The organism is Nitrosospira sp. Nsp18, from assembly GCF_900103145.1.
Taxonomy (GTDB): Bacteria; Pseudomonadota; Gammaproteobacteria; order Burkholderiales; family Nitrosomonadaceae; genus Nitrosospira.
This window is the reverse complement of sequence record NZ_FMWY01000014.1, coordinates 1-18,886: the sequence shown is the minus strand read 5'-3', so window position 1 is coordinate 18,886 and position 18,886 is coordinate 1. Positions and strand designations below refer to the sequence as shown.

17 protein-coding genes and 1 pseudogene are annotated in these 18,886 nt (G+C 51.8%); 5 read left to right on the top strand and 13 right to left on the bottom strand.

Annotated features, from left to right (window positions below; genetic code table 11):
• Nucleotides 1-32: 32 nt before the first annotated feature.
• Together lysA and BLS94_RS14570 are read right to left on the bottom strand one after the other, a co-directional pair.
• Nucleotides 33-1,289 (bottom strand): diaminopimelate decarboxylase, encoded by a 1,257-nt coding sequence (gene lysA, locus BLS94_RS08040; RefSeq protein WP_090959425.1) that lies wholly within the window; start codon nt 1,287-1,289, stop codon nt 33-35.
• A complete protein-coding gene (locus tag BLS94_RS14570; RefSeq protein ID WP_143021669.1) occupies nt 1,286-1,456 on the bottom strand; it encodes an LPS translocon maturation chaperone LptM in 171 nt (56 codons plus the stop codon). Before BLS94_RS14570 ends, lysA begins: the two co-directional genes overlap by 4 nt.
• 285 nt (nt 1,457-1,741) lie before the next feature.
• On the opposite strand from BLS94_RS14570, the gene BLS94_RS08035 reads away from it, so the two are divergent.
• On the top strand, nt 1,742-2,416 hold the full coding sequence (locus tag BLS94_RS08035; RefSeq protein ID WP_090959422.1) for an epoxyqueuosine reductase QueH: 675 nt from the start codon (nt 1,742-1,744) through the stop codon (nt 2,414-2,416).
• Nucleotides 2,417-2,698: 282 nt separating this feature from the next.
• Nucleotides 2,699-3,373, top strand: coding sequence for an O-methyltransferase (locus BLS94_RS08030; RefSeq protein ID WP_090959534.1), 675 nt, complete (start codon nt 2,699-2,701; stop codon nt 3,371-3,373).
• 112 nt (nt 3,374-3,485) lie between these two features.
• Here the strand turns inward: BLS94_RS08030 and BLS94_RS15440 are convergent, their stop codons facing one another.
• Nucleotides 3,486-3,827: a PEGA domain-containing protein gene (locus BLS94_RS15440; protein ID WP_090959420.1), complete on the bottom strand. Its 342-nt coding sequence runs from the start codon at nt 3,825-3,827 to the stop codon at nt 3,486-3,488.
• Nucleotides 3,828-4,861: 1,034 nt separating this feature from the next.
• Between BLS94_RS15440 and BLS94_RS15435 the strand changes: the two are divergent.
• Nucleotides 4,862-4,981: pseudogene (locus tag BLS94_RS15435) on the top strand (ATP-binding protein); the annotation flags it as partial.
• Between the two features lie 304 nt (nt 4,982-5,285).
• On the opposite strand, the gene BLS94_RS08015 reads toward BLS94_RS15435, so the two are convergent.
• From BLS94_RS08015 to BLS94_RS07975, 9 genes are all read right to left on the bottom strand, one after another.
• Complete coding sequence (locus BLS94_RS08015) at nt 5,286-5,852, bottom strand: primase 1D-like protein (protein ID WP_218124767.1); 567 nt, start codon at nt 5,850-5,852, stop codon at nt 5,286-5,288.
• Nucleotides 5,849-7,153 (bottom strand): dGTP triphosphohydrolase, encoded by a 1,305-nt coding sequence (gene dgt / locus BLS94_RS08010; protein WP_090959414.1) that lies wholly within the window; start codon nt 7,151-7,153, stop codon nt 5,849-5,851. The genes BLS94_RS08015 and dgt overlap by 4 nt, the downstream gene beginning before the upstream one ends.
• Before the next feature lie 83 nt (nt 7,154-7,236).
• The gene (locus BLS94_RS08005) at nt 7,237-8,016 is read right to left on the bottom strand and encodes a M48 family metallopeptidase (RefSeq protein ID WP_256325340.1); all 780 of its coding nucleotides are present in this window, start codon (nt 8,014-8,016) and stop codon (nt 7,237-7,239) included.
• Between the two features lie 93 nt (nt 8,017-8,109).
• Nucleotides 8,110-8,859: a lysophospholipid acyltransferase family protein gene (locus tag BLS94_RS08000; protein ID WP_176767830.1), complete on the bottom strand. Its 750-nt coding sequence runs from the start codon at nt 8,857-8,859 to the stop codon at nt 8,110-8,112.
• Entirely contained in the window at nt 8,856-9,389 is a 534-nt protein-coding gene (gene gmhB, locus BLS94_RS07995; protein ID WP_072766524.1) for a D-glycero-beta-D-manno-heptose 1,7-bisphosphate 7-phosphatase, read from the bottom strand. Before gmhB ends, BLS94_RS08000 begins: the two co-directional genes overlap by 4 nt.
• 1 nt (nt 9,390) lies before the next feature.
• Nucleotides 9,391-11,526: a glycine--tRNA ligase subunit beta gene (glyS, locus tag BLS94_RS07990; RefSeq protein ID WP_090959411.1), complete on the bottom strand. Its 2,136-nt coding sequence runs from the start codon at nt 11,524-11,526 to the stop codon at nt 9,391-9,393.
• Nucleotides 11,523-12,428: a glycine--tRNA ligase subunit alpha gene (glyQ, locus tag BLS94_RS07985; protein WP_090959408.1), complete on the bottom strand. Its 906-nt coding sequence runs from the start codon at nt 12,426-12,428 to the stop codon at nt 11,523-11,525. The genes glyS and glyQ overlap by 4 nt, the downstream gene beginning before the upstream one ends.
• A gap of 175 nt (nt 12,429-12,603) precedes the next feature.
• Nucleotides 12,604-14,091: an apolipoprotein N-acyltransferase gene (lnt, locus tag BLS94_RS07980; RefSeq protein WP_090959525.1), complete on the bottom strand. Its 1,488-nt coding sequence runs from the start codon at nt 14,089-14,091 to the stop codon at nt 12,604-12,606.
• A 140-nt stretch (nt 14,092-14,231) separates the two neighbouring features.
• A complete protein-coding gene (locus tag BLS94_RS07975) occupies nt 14,232-15,389 on the bottom strand; it encodes a sensor histidine kinase (protein ID WP_090959405.1) in 1,158 nt (385 codons plus the stop codon).
• Between the two features lie 446 nt (nt 15,390-15,835).
• On the opposite strand from BLS94_RS07975, the gene BLS94_RS07970 reads away from it, so the two are divergent.
• Both BLS94_RS07970 and BLS94_RS07965 read left to right on the top strand, forming a co-directional pair.
• Nucleotides 15,836-17,152 (top strand): peptidoglycan DD-metalloendopeptidase family protein, encoded by a 1,317-nt coding sequence (locus BLS94_RS07970; protein ID WP_090959522.1) that lies wholly within the window; start codon nt 15,836-15,838, stop codon nt 17,150-17,152.
• 49 nt (nt 17,153-17,201) lie between these two features.
• Nucleotides 17,202-18,302, top strand: a complete 1,101-nt coding sequence (locus BLS94_RS07965; protein ID WP_090959402.1) for an anhydro-N-acetylmuramic acid kinase — start codon at nt 17,202-17,204, stop codon at nt 18,300-18,302.
• A gap of 37 nt (nt 18,303-18,339) precedes the next feature.
• Here the strand turns inward: BLS94_RS07965 and erpA are convergent, their stop codons facing one another.
• Nucleotides 18,340-18,708, bottom strand: a complete 369-nt coding sequence (erpA, locus tag BLS94_RS07960) for an iron-sulfur cluster insertion protein ErpA (RefSeq protein ID WP_072766519.1) — start codon at nt 18,706-18,708, stop codon at nt 18,340-18,342.
• Nucleotides 18,709-18,886 lie beyond the last annotated feature (178 nt).

The window sequence follows — 18,886 nt, the reverse complement described above, 5'->3', positions numbered from 1 at the left end:
GCGAGATCACATAATTGAAGCTGCTAGTTAAGCTACGGCAGAATTTTCTCACCGGCGGTCAATTGCTCTATGGATTCTCGCTCTCGAATAAGATGAACATCGTCGCCATCGATCATCACTTCGGCGGCGCGGGGACGAGTATTGTAATTTGAGCTCATGCTCATGCCATATGCCCCAGCGGACATGATGGCAAGCAAATCTCCCTGGCGTAATGCCAGCTTCCGATCATGCCCGAGAAAGTCGCCCGTTTCGCAAACAGGGCCGACCACCTGATAAGTTTTAGCGCTCAAGTCATCCTCGGAAATAACGGGAAGAATCTCATGATAAGCATCGTATAGCGCCGGGCGCATCAGATCATTCATCGCCGCATCCACAATGGCGAAGTCGCGATGGGGCGTATGCTTGAGATACTCAACCCGCGTGAGCAATATACCGGCGTTTCCCACCAGCGCGCGACCAGGCTCGATCAGGATACGCTGCTTACGCTGGCCGATACCGGTGCGCAACACATCGATATATTCCCGGACGAGAGGCGGGTTTTCCCCGGAATAACGAATTCCCAGCCCTCCGCCCAAATCCAGATGATCGATTTGCAAGCCCTGCACTTCGAGACGATCCAGCAGCCTCAGCATTTTTTCGCAGCTTTCGACGAAAGGGGCGAGCTCGGTCAACTGCGAACCTATGTGGCAATCGAGTCCAGTAATGCGTACGTTGGAAAATGCATGGGAGGAGACATAAAGCGATTCCGCTTCGTCGAAGGGAATACCGAATTTATTCTCCTTGAGGCCGGTAGAAATATACGGGTGGGTTCTGGCATCGACGTCGGGGTTGACCCGCAGGCTCACGGGTGCGATTTTATTCATCTGCCCAGCGACCTGATTCAATACTCTCAACTCCGCTTCCGACTCCACATTGAAGCAAAGTATCCCTGCGTCAAGCGCCGCCCGCATTTCTTCAGGCTGCTTGCCGACTCCCGAAAAAACGATTTTTTTCGGATCGCCTCCGGCTTTCAGCACCCTCTGCAGTTCACCGCCCGAGACAATGTCGAAGCCGCTGCCGAGGCGGGCGAACAAATTGAGAATAGCCAGATTGGAATTGGCCTTGACCGCGTAGCACACCAGATGGTCGCGCGCACCGAAAGCGGCATCGAATTCTCGGTAAGCGGCAGTTAGCGCGGCGCGCGAATAAATATAGCAAGGCGTGCCGAATTGCTGGGCGATGCGATCCAGCTCAACCGATTCACCGCATAGCCTGCCATTGCGATAACTGAATGAAGGGAAGCCGCTCACTCCCTTTTCTCTTCATCTGAAGGCTGTTGAGGTTGGGGCGCAGGTGACTTCTGCGGGGTGGACGATTTCTGTGGCGGAGGCGCTTTCTGCGGAAGATAGAGAGGCGCTTTAAGGCCGCAAGCACTGAGCAGCAAAACTATCACAACGACGGAAGAAAGCGTACGCATGGGCTGGTACAAGAAAGATGAGGTGGAAATACTAACACAAAGATCAGTAACCACTGACTACGTCCCGAGGTTTTCCAGTAATGCTCCTCAGAGCAATGCCTTCAGCGTTTTCCAAGCCCGATTTATCGAGGCAGCCAGGGTGCCGTGCTTACGTCAGCAACGCTGTGCGAATCATTTCCACAAGCGCGGCAGACGCGGAGCTTGAACCAAAGAAAAGCCTTTCCCGGCAACCGGAAAAGGCGGCTACCGGTGGAAAAATATAGGCAAGTCTGTTAGCCTAATGCCATGGACGAAACGAAAAGGCCGAGTCTCATCCCACCCGGCGGCGAAAAAAAGGTATTGCTGCATTCTTGTTGCGCGCCCTGCTCGGGGGAAGTCATGGAGGCCATGCTGGTCTCCGGGATCAACTACACCATTTTTTTCTACAACCCCAACATTCATCCCGAGCGCGAATACCTTCTGCGCAAGGATGAAAACATCCGGTTTGCGGACAAGCACGGCATCGAATTCATAGATGCCGATTACGACACGGAAAACTGGTTTGCGCGCGCCAAAGGCATGGAGTGGGAGCCCGAACGCGGAATCCGGTGCACCATGTGCTTCGACATGCGCTTCGAACGCACTGCGCTGTATGCATTCGAGAACGGCTTTCCGGTGATAACGAGCTCTCTCGGCATTTCGCGCTGGAAGAACATGGAGCAGATCAACGATTGCGGCCGCCGCGCGGCAGGACGCTATGAGGGGCTGGTCTACTGGGATTACAACTGGCGAAAGGGTGGCGGTTCGGCGCGCATGATCGAAATCAGCAAGCGCGAGGAGTTTTATCAGCAGGAGTATTGTGGTTGCGTCTACTCGCTGCGCGATACCAACCGGCACCGGAGAAGCCAGGGCCGATCCCTGATCGAGCTCGGCTCCCAGTTTTATGGTTTCCCGGCGGAGAAGGACGAGCCGTCGAGCTAACGGCCTGCAGAATTTGTTCGCACCCGCTCAGCCGCTGCCATGTCTCAATGAGACAGCCAATCCCTATCGAAAAGCAAAGACTGGTTTCGAGCGCTTTGTTCAAGCTGCTGAATGATCCCGGTTAGGCAAGGTCGCAAAGCGTCATGGACGATGTTTTGCATGAAGAATAAGATGGACATTGATTAACTGGAGTGCGCCCATGCGAGGTGAGTTCGGGCGCGCAGTAAAGCCGGCGACATGGCCGTGCTCTTTTACGATAAAAATAATAAGGAGTCATTCAGCATGAGTCTGGAACAATGGTCCGCCGTCGATTCATATTTTTCGGAGATGCTGATACCCGCAGATCCCGTTCTGGAGGCAGCGCTGAAGCATTGTACCGACGCAGGGTTGCCGTCGATAAATGTCGCGCCCAACCAGGGGAAGCTGCTGCACATGCTGGCGCAAATCCGGGGCGCCAGTCGCATTCTGGAAATCGGCACGCTGGGCGGATACAGCACCATCTGGCTTGCACGGGCGCTCCCGCCCGGCGGCTCGCTCGTTTCGCTGGAGGTGAGTCACGTCCATGCGGATGTTGCACGAAAAAATATCGAATTGGCTGGTTTGTCGGATGTTGTCACCATCATTGTCGGCAGGGCTGCCGATACCCTGGAAAAGCTCGCGGCCGATCATGTAGAGCCGTTCGATCTCGTATTCATCGATGCGGACAAGGAAAACAATCCGACGTACCTAAAGGGCGCGCTGAAGCTGTCGCAGCAGGGGACGCTGATCATTTGCGACAATGTCGTTCGCAAGGGCCGGGTGATGGATGCGGACAGCAGCGACCCGGATGTTCAGGGAACACGCCGCTTCTTTGAACTTCTGGCCGCCGAACCACGATTGACTTCGACCGCGATTCAGACAGTGGGAATAAAGGGATGGGATGGTTTGTCGATCTCGATTTTTACGGGTCCCCGCTGATCGGAATGTGGTTTGAAATCGCCTCCAGGCTAGGCGGGAAGTCTCTAGGTGTCAGCTATTGCATTGAAAACGAGGAAATCTCATGAATGAGCAGGGATCAGATATTAGCTCATTAGTTTGTCTTCTTTAGCTCCTCCAATTCGTATGAGTACGTGGGTTTATAGTTCATCACCCACAAGAACGGGACGAAAAGAAAGAGGCCGCCGATAAGCGCTCCAACGTTTACATTATCATTACGGCTGAACGAAGCAACGAAATCTTGATATCCATCCTTTTTTAATAATACGGTGTTAGTGGAGCCTATTATTTTTGTATCGCTATAGGCGTAGGGAGTTGTCCCAGCTTTTTCTCCGTTGACATAAACTTGCGCGCCATTTGGAGTGGAGTTGATTACGGTGTTACTGGCGCATGCTGTAACGGATATTGCAAGAATGAGGCAAAGAAGTCTTTTCATTTTATGGGCTTTTTTTTGCGCCTAGCTTTATTGGGGGCTACGGCTACCCCTTTTTTTACCATCAGCTGTTGAGCTTTTTAAGCCGCGAGTGTAATCATATTCTTGAGCTTGAGCAATGCAATTCTATGCCGTTTTTTTATGCTAGCAGCCTGTCGGCCTTCCCAACAATTCCGCCTGCGACTCTTGGTCGCGCGGAGCCAGTTTTCGTCGCCTATATTTCCCTGCCGCCTTGCTTTGGTGACACTTATCACAAGCAATAAAAAACCCGCGGATGCGGGTTGTCAGGGAAGCCGTAGCGGGGCCGCCTTCCTTTTGCCAGTTGGGGGCTGGCAGTGGAGACCATTTACGTTTGGCCTCTTGTCATTCGGGTAATTCCAACCCTCAGGAAGCCAGTCCCATCAATCCGGCCAACACCACGAGCAGGAAAAGTTCAAGAACGTTATCATTTTCGACGCTTTCATCCTTACTGTTTTCCGGTTTCATGTTTTCAGTTTTCATCTTACCGCTCCATTTTCGATTAATTGCAAAGCTTGCGCTATTTCCAAAAAGGACTTGTGAAGTTTCTGTGAAGTTTTTGTGAGGCAGGTGTGAAGAATATGTGAAGACCACATCTTTGTCAAGGGGATGGAGGAGGCCTTTTGCACCGCTAAAATGACAGCCAATGGAGCGACCTTCCGGTGGCTCACCCACCGAAACCGAAGTCAATATGATGCACGAGTCCGCTGACCAATTCTGTTGGAGTGGAAGCATATGTAGGGGCGGAGGGATCGATACGACGCGACCCGTTCGGGCAAGAACGAGGGGTAAATGCAGGACGCCGGGTTGCTGGAACGGTGGCAATAGCCAGGCTGGACAAGGTCACCCGGCAGCAAAGGCTGAGGGTGGGCTGGTAGGGGCTGAACGAGCGCTTGACAACGACATCGCCGTGGGCAGCGACCCAGGATATTGACTATGGGGATTTTCTGGAGAAGATCCTAAACATTGAGAACAATGCTCGCCTTGTGCACCTAGTACTGAGCCGCCTACGATCCAACCTTGACGACACCATGCTGGATCGGTTGCGGCATCACGCACACATCATGCAGATCTGCAGGGAAAGCTACCGGCTCAAGGATAAACGCAAAGCCGGCCAAGTGAAGGTGAAGGCTTGGTAAATTGGATGTCTGAGCGGGTCAGTTTTATTCCGGCCTAAAAGTGAAAAAGTGGGTCAGTTTTAAACCTGCGTTGACAGCTAGCTCAGCCTGTCCCCAATGCTGTTCACTTACCGCTAACGTCTGACTTCACGAGGGCTGCCGAAGGCTGCCGCATGGAAAGAAAAAATACAATCGAGTCTGACCCTATAGATTTTCTATAGATTTTATGTATGAATACCTTTGGCGGCGCATAACACGATGAGTAAGCAGGCGCTTGAATCGGAGTGGACAAACGGGTTAAGAGGGTTGAAGAAAGTTGTGCTTCTCAAGGAAATGTTATTCTTGATGGCAAACTTAAGTATTGACGTGAATTGTTCGACCATCTTAACGATCCGAAACCCCCGATTAGTCGATGACCTATCCAGCGAGTATCCACGATCTCGGGTTCGCGACAAGGATTGACTAGCAACAGTCTTCCCATGAAGTTTAGCCACTCTTTGGGACTGAGTAACGTAGTCGAGTATGCGTGGAAAGACCTTCCGCTGGCATAGACCCCCATGTTTAACATAAGTGATTTGGGAAGATAGCGACTCATCCTGTCGAAAACGCTGCTACCAACCGACTCCTCAGTCGAAAAATCAATCATGGGAATGTGGAACGTTTTACCCCTAATTCTTACATTGGAATGCAATGCTAACTCTTGATCAGAACGTAGCGAAGCGATTTCCAGATTAATACGGGTTTCGGAAAAATCTTGGCCGGAAATTGAGAAATACTCGCGCTCGTCAAATAGAGAATCAGGGATGTAGACGTATTTGCTTAGAGAAAAAACAATATCTTCTTTTTGAAACAATGGCAGCAAAAAATAGAAAGGGTGACGCTCCGTGATCATTTGATTCGAATCCCCTCCAATATTTGGTACGTTTCCAAAGCAAAGTCGTCAGTCATACCCGCTATAAAATCCACGATTAAATGAGCTCGTCGATATTTCTCTTCTCCTCGATTCGCAGACTTGTATTTCTCCCAGTAGCCTGTGGGGAGCCGACGGAAAAGGCGGATTTGGAAGTCGAGTCGTTTCTTTTTAATAGTTTTAATGTCATTGCTGATAAGTGCTGAGAAGTCGTCCTCGGGCATTTTGATCAACTCCCCAAAATGCTTTAGCAGACCCTGTATAACACTACGTCCAGCAAGCTCGACCTGTTCAGCTGCTTGATCCGAGTAAATGCGTGCTCGGGCAAAATGACTGACTTTTTCCAAAAGCGCTCCAACTTCGCTGTTTTTGTCGATGACTTCGTGATCTTCACCTGTAAGAAATGCCTCCAGTCTTTGTTTAAAGACTCCGGCAGCAACGTTTACTGCTTGATTGATCACTTTTATCTTAAAAGCCAAAAATGGTTTAAGCACCCCTTTCGGGAAATAATCTCTGCCGAATTCTGTTTTTAGATCATCTTCGGAAATAATACCCTTCTCCAGTCCATCCTCAAGGTCACTCATAGAGTAGGCAATTTCATCTGCTGTATCCATCAGTCGAACGAATGGAAACTTCTGTCCAGGTATCCATTTTAAATATTCGCATGCCTTTTCGTAATTAGCGAAATCCGCTGAGAAAATCCCAATTTTTTTGTCGGCGGGTTTGTTCTGATCATTCCAGGGATGCTTTATTGTGGAAAGTAAGAGCGTGCAGGTGAGATTAAAGCCATAGTCATCAGCTCCGCCTAGAAAGGACATCAGGCGAAAACCCTGAGGGTTTCCATCAAAATCTGCCAAGTCCGGTATAGGAGATTCATTATTGGGATCAGTAAACCATTCCTTGATCGCAGACTCCCCAAGATGTCCAAAAGGCGGATTGCCTATGTCGTGCAGAAGGCAGGCTGTCTCGATAGTGTTTACGAAGGCAGCAAGCTTATCGTAGCTGTCAGTGTTGCTGCCGAAGTTTTCGATGGTTTTTTGTGCCAAATGTCTCCCTATCTGGGAAACCTCAATCGAGTGAGTTAACCTAGTTCTAACGGCTGCATTAGGTTCAAGGGGGAATACTTGTGCTTTCTGTTGAAGTCTACGGAATGAGCTAGAGTTTATTACGCGGGCTTTGTCGCTTTCCGATGCAATCAGAAGCCCTCGTGCCCCCTGTGTTGAATCTCTCAGTCGCTTTTCGCTGATTAAAGAGAGAAGTATTTCGAATCCTGCATTATCCATTAATCAAGTTCCTTCAAATTGCTTATGTCGAAATGACAGTTACATTCTTCCGTTGAGGTTATGCAGCATACCGGACCTCACCATCACCCAACCCCTTTCAATTTCTTCCTGGCCGCCGCATAACCCGGATATACACTCCCCACCGTTTGCCAAAACGCCTTGGAGTGGTTCATTTCAATGAGATGCGATAACTCGTGCGCGACGACATAATCCACCAAGTCGAGCGACTTCTGGATCAGCCGCCAGTTGAGATGGACTATGCCGCGCGAGTTGCAACTACCCCATAGGGTTCTTGCGCGCGATAATCGTAGTTGTGGCAACGCCACGCCGAGCTTATGCGCATACAGTACGATGCGTTCGCTGAAACATGTCATGGCGTGATGGCGATACCAGTCCATCACCGCTTTTTCGATTTGGTTGGCGGTCAGCATGGATGGGAGCGGCAATTTCAACTGGTTTTCCTCTTCCACCCCTGCATTCACCATGGCCGGAACCATTTGGACAATCCCGTCGGTAGTAATCGTCACCTGCCAAGGCTCGCCCAGCAATGGAAAAATCGCGCCTTCGGCCCACTCAGGCTTGCTCGATTTTTTATTCTTCCATTCGTCGAGTTTTTTTACGATCCAATCGGCTCGTTTTTGTAATACTGATTCGACCCAGCACAATGGTTCTCTCGGCGGAATACGAACCGTTAACCCCTCGCTATTGATTTTCATGCCGATGGTTTTGCGCAGGCAGCGCATGAGGACATACGCTACATCCTTGCCATTCAGATTAATACGGCGCTGTTCGCTTGCTGCAAGTTTGCTTGTTTTTGGACGCTGGTTTAAACGTCGAGGCAGTGGTTTCTTTTCGTCATGCATTATCCTAAATCCGGAAATAGGAACCTCACCAAGTGAAGGTCAAGTTGAAAAAAACTTTAACAGTCATAAGTGCGGAACTGAAACGCGATGGAATTAACGGCCGGATTCGCGATTGCCTGAAGTGGGATCATCGATGCGTGCCACCTCTGCTTCAATCCATGATTCCACCCGGGCGTTGAGGTCGCCAGGCTCCATCCCCGTGGGATCGATGGGCGCGCCGATACTTACGGTGATGGTGCCGGGCAATTTGATGAGCGCATTCTTGCCCCAGAACCGTCCCGCGTTGTGCGCCACCGGTACGACCGGCGCGCCGGTATGTGTTGCGAGCCATGCGCCGCCAATGCCGTATCTGCCTTTTTCGCCAGGCGCAATGCGCGTGCCTTCCGGGAAAACCACGATCCAGAAACCTCGCTTGAGCCGGTCTTTCCCTTGGCTGACGATCTGTTTCAGTGCCGCTTTTTTCGAGCTGCGATCAATCGCGATGGGGCTGGTCATGGCCAATCCCCAACCAAAAAACGGAACCAGCAACAACTCTTTTTTCAGGACCCACACCTGCGGCGGGAATATCTCCTGAAACGCGAGTGTCTCCCAAGCCGATTGATGCTTGGAGAGCACAATGCCAGGCGTTTGAGGAATATGTTCCGCGCCGATCACGCGATACCGGATGCCACAGATAACACGGAGCAAAAACAGCATCAGGTGCGCCCAGCCGGAAGTGATGCGATAGCGGCTGAGCGGGGAGAGCGGAAACGAAGCAAGTATGATTACAAAATAAAGCGGTGTAATGATGATTTGCAATAGACCGTATAGCGTCGAGCGGAGCACTACCAAAATCGAGTTCATTGTGTCAGCGCATCAACGGCCGCTGAGAGATTCGAAAAAATCCGCGTGTTCTCCGGCAACCCTCCCTTCGCCCTGGTCTTTTTACCTTTGCCTGAAAGTACCAGAATCGGTATGGCGCCGACTTCGGCTGCCGCTTGTAAATCACGAAGCGAATCGCCTATCGCCGGCACGCCGTTCAGCTCCAGGCCAAAGCGATCGGAGATCTCCTTGAACATCCCGGTCGCCGGCTTGCGGCAATTGCATTTGTCCGTATTGGAGTGAGGACAAAAAAACATGGCATCGATGCGTCCGCCTACCTGATTGACCGCCTTGCACATCTTGTCGTTGATGGCGTTGAGGGTCACCATGTCCAGCAATCCCCGGCTGATGCCCGACTGATTGGTTGCAATAACGACGCGATAACCTGCCTGGGTGAGATGGGCGATAGCTTCCAAACTGCCGGGAATGGGTTTCCACTCGTCAGGCGTTTTGATGAAAGCGTCACTGTCATAATTGATGACGCCGTCGCGGTCGAGGATGATCAGTTTCACTTCAAGCCACCAGCCTTGAAATATCGGCGACCCGGTTCATGGCCTGTTGTAGCTGGGCTAATAACGCGAGGCGATTGGCGCGCAGCACGGGGTCCTCGGTGTTAACCAGCACATTGTCAAAAAATGCATCAACAGGTGCTTTCAGCACGGCGAGTTCCTGTAACGCCAAACTGAATTCTCCTCGATCGAAAGCAACATCTGCTTTAGGCATCACACTGTTGAGTGCGATATGCAGCGCCCGCTCGGCGGGTTCCTGTAGCAGTTCGGCATTCACCGCGCCGCTGACTGAACCCTCAACCTTTTTCAGAATATTGCTCACCCGTTTATTTGCAATTGCCAGGCTTTCAGCTTCGGGCAAGGCGGAGAAAGCGCGTACCGCAGCAAGACGTTGCGGAATCTCCATCAATAATTGAGGCCTTTTCGCAATAACTGCCTCGATCTGCTGTGGTGAGTAACCTTGTTCGCGCAATTGGCTGGACATTCGTTCGTAGATGAAATCAAGCAACTGGCGAGATTCAGTGTCGCCAAATTTAATCTTGTTATTGAAGACCCCGCTCGAAATCTTGATCATTTCTTCCAGGGCGATATGGAGCTTTTTTTCGATCAGGATGCGAGTCACACCTAACGCATGACGGCGCAACGCAAACGGGTCCTTGTCACCGGTTGGAATTTGCCCAATACCGAACATGCCAATCAGCATTTCCAGCTTATCCGCCAATGCCACGCAAGTGCCGGTCATGTTACGCGGCAATTCATCGCCCGCAAACCGTGGCTTGTAGTGATCCTCGATGGCAAACGCAACGTCATCCGGCAACCCGTCGTGCTTGGCATAATAACGTCCCATGATACCTTGCAGTTCGGGAAATTCACCCACCATGTCGGTGAGCAAATCCGCCTTGCATAGCATTGCCGCTTCTCCTGCCTGCGCCGCAAGCTCATTACCGCCCAGGCGCAAGCCTATCGCCTGCGCAATCGCCCATATCCGTTCCACCCTTTCCGCCTGGCTGCCGAGCTTGTTGTGGTAAACGACCTTATCCAAACCCGCCACACGTGAATAAAGCTTTTTTTTGCGATCCCGGTCGAAAAAGAATTTCGCATCCGCCAGGCGTGAGCGCAGCACTCGCTCATTTCCATCGATGACATGGCTGGGATCCGCCGGCCGGATGTTCGAAACCAACAGGAATTTAGGAGAGAGCTTGCCGTTTGCGTCCAGCAGGGGGAAATACTTTTGATGGGTTTTCATGGTCAGAATCAAGCATTCCTGCGGCACATCCAGGAATTCGGATTCAAATTTGCCCACCAGCACGTTAGGGCGTTCAACCAGCGCGGTCACTTCATCCAGCAAGGCTTCGTCCTCTACCGGTTTCAGACCCTCCGCCGCGGCAGCCACGTTAAGCTGCCGCACTATCTCATTGCGCCGCGCAGCAAAACCGGGAATGACCGCGCCTTCACTTTCAAGCTGTTGCGCATAACAGTCCGCATCTCGCAGCACGACCGCCTTGGTCCCGGCTTCAAAGCGATGTCCTTGTGTCTCGCGTCCGGCAGTCAAGCCCAGCACGCCGATCGGTATGGTCTCATCGCCATGCAGCGCTACCAGACCGTGTGCGGGACGCACAAAACTTATCGTCGTCCAGCCATCGGCCAATTGATAGGTCATCAGTTTGGCGATCGGAAGTCTAGTGATCAAAGTACTCAGAACTTGTTGCACGTTTACGGCTACAGGTACCCCGACAGCCACATCAGTGTGGAACAGAAATTCTGTCTTTCCCTCAAATTCGCGTGAAATTCGTTCCTCAAGAACGCTTTGGTGTACATCATCACCGTATCCGCAGCTTTGCCGCAGCTTTTTATGAAATGCCGGGGTGTATTCGCCATCCGCACCCAGTCCGACGGATACCGGCATGAGTTTTACTCTCTGCGGGGGTTGCAAAGCAATGTCCAGAACGTTGGTGATATGGGCGGCAAGACGTCTTGGAGACGCAAATGTTGTCAGTTGCGAGCCGTCTCCAAGATTATGCAGTTTTTGTAATCCCTGGAACAATAATATTCCAAATGACTGGCCCAACTGTTTCAGCGACTTCGGTGGCAGTTCCTCGACCAGCAATTCTATTAGCACGCTTCTGGCTGTGTTACTCAAGCGACATTCTCCGTCAACTGCTCGACCCACTCGCGTGGCGCCATGGGGAAACCCAGGCGTTCCCGGCTTTCATAATAGGCTTCCGCCACGCTGCGGGCGAGGTCGCGAATTCGCGCCATGTATGCAGCCCGCTCCGTAACGGAAATCGCACCGCGTGCATCCAGCAGATTGAAAGCATGCGCTGTTTTCAGCACCTGCTCGTAAGCCGGCAATGCCAGCCTATGTTCCATCAGATATCTGGCTTGTTTTTCGTGACTTGAAAAGGCAGCCAACAAGAAATCAACATCGCTGTGCTCGAAATTGTAGGCGGATTGCTCGACCTCGTTCTGATGATATACATCGCGGTAGGAGAGCCCTTCTGTCCAGATGAGATCGAACACATTCTCCACGCCTTGCAAATACATCGCGAGGCGCTCCAGGCCGTAAGTGATCTCGCCCGTGATCGGCCTGCAATTTATGCCGCCGACTTGCTGAAAATACGTAAACTGCGTCACTTCCATGCCATTCAGCCACACTTCCCACCCCAGGCCCCAGGCGCCCAGGGTGGGATTTTCCCAGTCATCCTCGACGAATCGAATATCGTTTTGTTTCAGGTCAAAGCCGAGCTCTTCCAGCGAACCGAGGTACAGTTCCAGGATATTGCCGGGCGCCGGTTTCAGAACAACCTGAAACTGATAATAGTGCTGCAAGCGGTTAGGATTTTCCCCATAGCGGCCATCCTTGGGCCTCCGGGTAGGCTGCACGTAAGCCGCTTTCCAGGGCTCGGGGCCGAGGGCACGAAGAAAGGTCGCAGTGTGCGAAGTGCCCGCGCCCACTTCCATATCATAGGGCTGGAGCAGCGCGCAGCCCTGCCTGTCCCAATAATGCTGCAGGGTGAGAATAATTTCCTGGAATGTACGCATGAAACGCCTGAGAAATTGTGATGGTGGATTTAATCTAAATCCGGTAGTCCCGTAGCGCCCTCATCCGGAAGATAAGCGTCAACTAATAAGAAATATTGTTATTAATCATAACGCTGATCTATCGAATGAGCGGTCAACCACCGGATTTAGGTTTAATAACCACAACAGTGGGATTTTACAGGTTTTTACGCCTGCCGCGAAAAACCGGCAACAGGGCGATCAAAAGTATTATTCCGGCAAGTCCCCATAGCAGACTATTGCCGAACCGGACATAGGGTGTTGCACCGGTATAGCCCTGCGCCAGGCCGTGCAGCGCGGTTGTGGTAAAAATTTCGGCTTCCTGTAACACGATACCACGCTCGTTGATAATGGCGGTCACCCCTGTGTTGGTGGCACGCAGCATATAACGGCCGGTTTCCAGCGCGCGCATTTGTGAAATCTGCAAGTGCTGACGCGGACCGATGGATCGGCCGAACCAGGCATCATTGCTGACGTTGGCAAGCAGTGTGGCTTCCGGTAGTTGCTGAATTATTTCCTCACCGAATACATCTTCATAACAGATGTTCACTGCCACCCTTTGCCCGGCAATATTCATGGGTTTCTGGTCAAGGCCGCCGCGTGAGAAGTCTGACAATGGAAATACATTGACGACCCAGCCGAACAGAAATTTCAATGGAATAAACTCACCGAACGGGACCAGATGGTGTTTTCGGTAACTCTGATCTGGCGAAGTGCCAAAGCTGAACATGGAATTATAGAATCCGTGGCTACCATCCGGTACTTCGACCATCCCCACCAGGATGTCTCCGTCGTTCCGCCGCGCATGGGCCGCGAGTTGTTCGAGGTAACTCGCCGGCACCTCCTTACGATAAAGCGGTATGGAAATTTCCGGCGTGACAATCAGGCGACTGTTGCTCTCAAGCGTAAGCGCGGCATACCTTTCCAGGGAATTCACGAGTTGATCCGCGCGCCACTTCAGGTCTTGGGAGATATTCCCTTGCAGGAGGCTAACCGTTACCGGCTCGCCTTGTGGTTCAGTCCACCGGACTTGCTGTAAGCCGAAGCCGGCAATCCAGATAGCGAACAGCGTGAGCACGTAACTTTTTTTGCGGAATTCTCTTTCAAAAAGCAGGCACAAGAGCGCCGAACTGCAGACCAGTATCATTGACACGCCATAGACGCCTATTACTGGCGCGAAACCGCCCAATGGGCTCTGCGGAGCTTGCGAATACCCCAATGTCAGCCACGGAAAACCGGTGAACAGTACGCTGCGCAGCCAGTCGGAGAGTCCCCACAGCGCGCCGGCAACCAAAAACCATACATAGGCCGAAGCGATTGGAAGTTTTTTCAGTATCCAGCCTGTCAGCGCCGGGAACAGCGCCAGATAAGCGCACAAGACAAACAGCGCGAGCACCGCGGCCGCCATCGGCATACCGCCAAAATCATGCAGGCTTACGTAAATCCAGGTCACCCCCGCGCTGAACATGCCCATGCCAAAAGAAAAGCCCAGCATTGCCGCATTGAAGGGCGTCGCACTTCTGCGCCAAAAACGGCATAGCAGCGCGAGCGTGAAAAGCGGGATCGGGAAAAGATAAAACGGCGCAAAACCGAGAACGGTAAGTGCGCCGACCAGAAAGGAAATACTAAATTCCGTGCGGATTATTTTCAATTGCTTCAATAACTCATCCCGTCGGCCTTATGTCTGGAGCGGCCGACTCGCTGGCCGGGCGCATCGGGTACGTCAAAAATAATTGCGATAACGAGCGAACCCGTAAACGGGGAAAGTATAAGAGGGGCGAGTGGTCATCGCTGAGGCAATACTAATCGGAAGGTCGATCCGTCATTGACTTGCGACTCGACTTCCAAAATGCCGCCCAGTAGTTTGGTAGCGTGGGATGCAATGGATAATCCCAGTCCTACTCCAGGGGTGCCGTACGTATTGCCGCGCCTGAAGGCCTCGAACAGATGCCGCAAATTTTCCGGAGCGATGCCGGGCCCTTGATCACTGATGCTGATCACCCACCCCCGTTCTTCGCCGTTTGATTTGTTGACGGCTGTTATTTTTACTTTTCCCTTTGCGCTGTATTTTATTGCATTGCAAAGCAGGTTATGCAAAACAAGAGTCAGCAGGCCTTCATCGCTCCCTATCCCGGCATCTTCGGGCACGTCCACGTCCAACTCCAGCCCTTTGGATTTTGCTCCAGGATACAACTGCTTTGCGACATCCTTTAGCACGAAATTCAAATCCACAGGCTGGATATCGGGCTCCATCGACCCTTGCCGGAGCTGTTCTGCCTGTAGTATTCGATCCATCCCCGATATTGTCTGCAAAATGGATCGATTGACTGATCGGATATCCTCTACGCTCTCGGAATATTCCGGAGACTGGGCAAGCTTTGCGGCGAGAAGCTGCAGATGAAGTGTTGCCCGGTTGAGATGATTCCGAAGATCATGCGACAAGAAGGAGAGATATTTGGACTGGGCCTCGGCAGAGGCTTTAATCTGCTGTTGCAGGTCTTCGGTAAACGTAACCACACCGCTTTGGAGCGCTGTATCTATCGCCATGTTCAAGGCCACGGTGCTTCTGGTGTCCAGCACCTCGTTCAGGTCCTCTGAAATTTGTTCTATGATTATTCTACGCAGTAGCTGGTATTCGATAATCAGCTCTCTTATGCTGTAGCTTTCGTGAAAGCGCGTAGAGCCATGGCTTTTGCTGCCTTCTATGAGTTCGCGGGTTTCATGCGGCTTGTTTGACTCAAATACATCGATGATTTCTTGCAGAATCGCGGGCAGCGAATTTCGAAGCTGTAGGAGAGTGAGTTCGTCGGCGGCAGGCAGCATGGCACGCACGGCGGTTTCCCACTTTTGTATGATGACATCGGAGCGTGACCGCAGCGCCGAAGCAAGACGGGGAAATGCATGGTACGTCAGTAAATCAAGCGTAAGGTCTTCTGTAGACATACTATGCTCGTCTGAAAATGCGCAGAGGGGCTAAATGCCCATGCAACGGATTGGAAGTGGCGGTTCAGATCGGCGCGATTCGAAGAACAACTACGCTAAAGATGTCTCTTGAATTCGAGAAAAAGGCGGATCGCCCGCTGAAGTTTTCGAGCTTCAGGTAGCGATTTACTCAGTGATTCTTGAATCAATGGAATTATACAATAGCTGTCGTTGAACCGAAAAGTAAACATTGAGTCCCGATACTGGGGAGCCGTTTTCCAGAGATATGCTTGTTATTGCGTTGCATCGGGTGACGTCGCAAAACCTTGGCAAGGTTGATTAGGGATCAACCGATATCAAGGGTATGTCTCGACTCCACTTAGACTCCCGGTTAATTGGGTCTGCATTTCCCGTGCAGGACAAATTTTATGTTAGACTCTATGCCCTCAATGGTCGTGGGGGAAAGCATGCAGGGCGACAAAAATAGTGTTCTAGCGCAAAAGCCGCCGATGTTGACAAAAAAAAGGCTGCGCTGGCTCATTCTGTTATCCAGTTTTCCCTTGTTCGGCATGATGGCCGCTTTTGGTATCGCACCAGATACCTCCGTAGAAGAATTACCCATCGAGCAGGTCGTTCTCAGCCTCGAGCTTCCTGAAACTCACCTGGCTTCCGACGTCGATATGACATTCTGGCGCCAGGAACGCATCCAGCGTGGGGACACGATTGCAACCCTACTTTCACGCCTTAACGTGAATACTCAGGACGCAACCGGTTTTCTACGGGATACAAGAGATATCAAGGCAGTGCATCAATTGGTAGCCGGCAAAACGATGCATGCGCAAACCACGGCAGCGGGCGAGCTGCTTTTACTCCGCTATTTTCCGGGCGGCAGCGAGCAGCTTGTGATGGAAAAAGCTGCTGGCACCTTCAAATTAAGCGAACAACCAGCAAAGCTGGAGACGCATATCCAGATGAAATCCGGCGTAATAAACAGCTCGCTGTTTGCTGCCGTCGACAGCGCGGGTGTGCCTGACAGTATCGCTACCCAGATTGTCGATATTTTAGCCACAGAGATTGACTTCCATCGGGATTTACGCAAGGGCGACCGTTTTACGGTGGTATATGATTCTCTCTATGGCAATGGCGAACCCGCAAGGGCAGGTCGAGTACTGGCGGTGGAGTTCGTTAACCAGGGAACGCCTTACAGGGCATTGTATTTCCAGGTGGAGAACGGGGAAAGCGGTTATTACACGCCCGACGGCAAGAGCCTGCGAAAAGCATTCTTGCGTTCGCCGCTGGAGTTTTCCCGCATCAGTTCCGGTTTTTCCAGCGGTCGTTTCCATCCGATCCTGAAAACATGGCGTGCTCATAAAGGGATCGACTATGCCGCCCCAACGGGCACCGGAGTCAAGGCTGCTGCCGATGGGATCGTGGCAGTCGCGGGCTGGCAGGATGGGTACGGTAATGTCATCTTCCTGGAGCATCAGGGGTCTTATTCCACCGTTTACGGCCACTTGTCGTCTTTCGCGAAGGGTTTGAAAAAAGGGCAGCACGTCCGCCAGGGCGACATTATCGGCCATGTCGGCTCAACCGGAATGGCGACGGGACCACATCTTCACTATGAATTCCGGTTCAAGGGCGTCCAGCGTGACCCTTTGAAGGTGGCGATGCCGACCGCCAATCCCGTTTCACCCCGGCAAATGTCCGCGTTTTACGAATATACAAAGTCGTCGATGGCCAGGCTGGATGCGCTGCGTGGCACCAGCCTCGCATTCCTGGACTAGTCTTGAGCTAGTTCTTAGGTAGATACCAGAGGCGTCCAGGCGGAAGAATTTGAAAGCCGCTTACTATATTGGACTCATGTCCGGCACCAGTCTGGACGGGATAGATGCGGTGCTGGCCGACTTGAGTCCGTCTCCCCCGTTGCTGTCGCACACCTTTTATCTGCCATACGACGCAGCCCTTCGCGGTCAACTGCTTGACCTGCATTATCCTGGTCATGATGAACTGCATACTGCCGCCATGCTTGGCAATGAGCTTGCACGACGCTATGCAGAGGCGGTAGCGGGCTTACTTAGCGAAAGCGACGTAGGGCCAGAGGAGGTTACCGCAATCGGTTGTCACGGCCAGACGGTGCGTCATTGCCCGGAATCCGGAAGAGGTTACACTATCCAGTTGTGCAACGCCGCATTGCTGGCTGAACTCAGCGGCATCACTGTGGTGGCGGACTTTCGAAGTCGTGATATAGCCGCGGGAGGCCAGGGCGCGCCCCTGGTCCCGGCGTTTCATCATATCTTGTTCACCCATCCTCAAATTCACCGTCTCGTTGTCAACATCGGTGGGATTTGTAATCTTACCAGCCTGCCGCCCAATGGAGAAGTCATCGGGTTCGACTGCGGACCTGGCAATATGATGATGGACGCCTGGTGCCTGCAACATACCGGCAAGATATATGACGAAAATGGCTCATGGGCCGGGTCTGGAAGAATAATACACAGCCTGCTCGAAAAACTTCTGGCGCTTCCATTTTTTTCTCTTCCGCCCCCCAAAAGTGCGGGAAGAGAAACATTCAACCTCGCTTGGCTGGAGAGTTGCTTATCTGGAAAAGAGGCGCCGGCGGACGTACAGGCCACCTTGCTGCAGTTAACCGTATTGGGGATTGCCAGGCCGGTATTCGATTATTTCCCAGATGCGGCAGAAATTTACTTGTGCGGAGGTGGAGCGCGTAACGGGTTATTGGTTGACGCGCTGCGAACAGCACTGCCTGGCAGGAAAGTGGAATTGACAGACAGCCTTGGCATCGATGCGGATTGGTTGGAAGCGTTTGCTTTTGCCTGGCTGGCCAAACAAGTCATCCAGGGAATTCCCGGCAATCTGCCTGCGGTAACCGGCGCCAAGGGCGCGAGGTTGCTTGGTGCAATTTACCCGGCTTAGGTTTTACCCGGCCTAAATTTTCCTGTCTTATCTATACCTAAACAGAAAATGAAGACCCGCAACCGCAAGTGCTGGCAGCGCCTGGGTTTCGGATAACAAACTGCGCACCTTCGGCATTTTCCTGATAATCGATCTCCGCTCCCGCCAGGTACTGAAAGCTCATCGGATCTACCAGAAGTTTCACGCCGTTCTTTTCGATTACCGTGTCATCTTCGCTCGTCAGTTCATCAAACGTGAAGCCGTACTTGAAACCGGAGCATCCTCCACCTGCTACAAATACTCTCAGTTTGAGCTCATTGTTCCCTTCTTCTTCAATCAATTGTCTGACTTTGCTTGCCGCATTATCGGTAAAGTTCAAGGGAACTTGCATTTCTGCGGCTAAATTTGAGTCTGCTGGCGCGTTCATATTGAGTCGCAAATAAAATTAATCAAGAAAAATTATCCCCTGCTATCAAACAACGGTCAATCACTGTGGGAAGCCGGCGAATTGCGCCGAATTAAATGTAACCGAAAGGTATTCTGAGAAATAACGTTGCGCCATATTGAAGGTTACCGAAAAGGAGACCTTGATATGGTAAAGAGTG

Bases quoted from the DNA above. Each gene is read 5' to 3' on its own strand.
- BLS94_RS08030 (WP_090959534.1), top strand. From the start codon at position 2,699: ATGAGTCTGGAACAATGGTCCGCCGTCGATTCATATTTTTCGGAGATG.
- dgt (WP_090959414.1), bottom strand. From the start codon at position 7,153: ATGGATAATGCAGGATTCGAAATACTTCTCTCTTTAATCAGCGAAAAG.
- BLS94_RS08015 (WP_218124767.1), bottom strand. From the start codon at position 5,852: ATGATCACGGAGCGTCACCCTTTCTATTTTTTGCTGCCATTGTTTCAA.
- BLS94_RS08000 (WP_176767830.1), bottom strand. From the start codon at position 8,859: ATGAACTCGATTTTGGTAGTGCTCCGCTCGACGCTATACGGTCTATTG.
- glyQ (WP_090959408.1), bottom strand. From the start codon at position 12,428: ATGCGTACATTCCAGGAAATTATTCTCACCCTGCAGCATTATTGGGAC.
- BLS94_RS14570 (WP_143021669.1), bottom strand. From the start codon at position 1,456: ATGCGTACGCTTTCTTCCGTCGTTGTGATAGTTTTGCTGCTCAGTGCT.
- BLS94_RS07970 (WP_090959522.1), top strand. From the start codon at position 15,836: ATGCAGGGCGACAAAAATAGTGTTCTAGCGCAAAAGCCGCCGATGTTG.
- BLS94_RS08035 (WP_090959422.1), top strand. From the start codon at position 1,742: ATGGACGAAACGAAAAGGCCGAGTCTCATCCCACCCGGCGGCGAAAAA.
- BLS94_RS15440 (WP_090959420.1), bottom strand. From the start codon at position 3,827: ATGAAAAGACTTCTTTGCCTCATTCTTGCAATATCCGTTACAGCATGC.
- erpA (WP_072766519.1), bottom strand. From the start codon at position 18,708: ATGAACGCGCCAGCAGACTCAAATTTAGCCGCAGAAATGCAAGTTCCC.
- BLS94_RS07975 (WP_090959405.1), bottom strand. From the start codon at position 15,389: ATGTCTACAGAAGACCTTACGCTTGATTTACTGACGTACCATGCATTT.
- BLS94_RS08005 (WP_256325340.1), bottom strand. From the start codon at position 8,016: ATGCATGACGAAAAGAAACCACTGCCTCGACGTTTAAACCAGCGTCCA.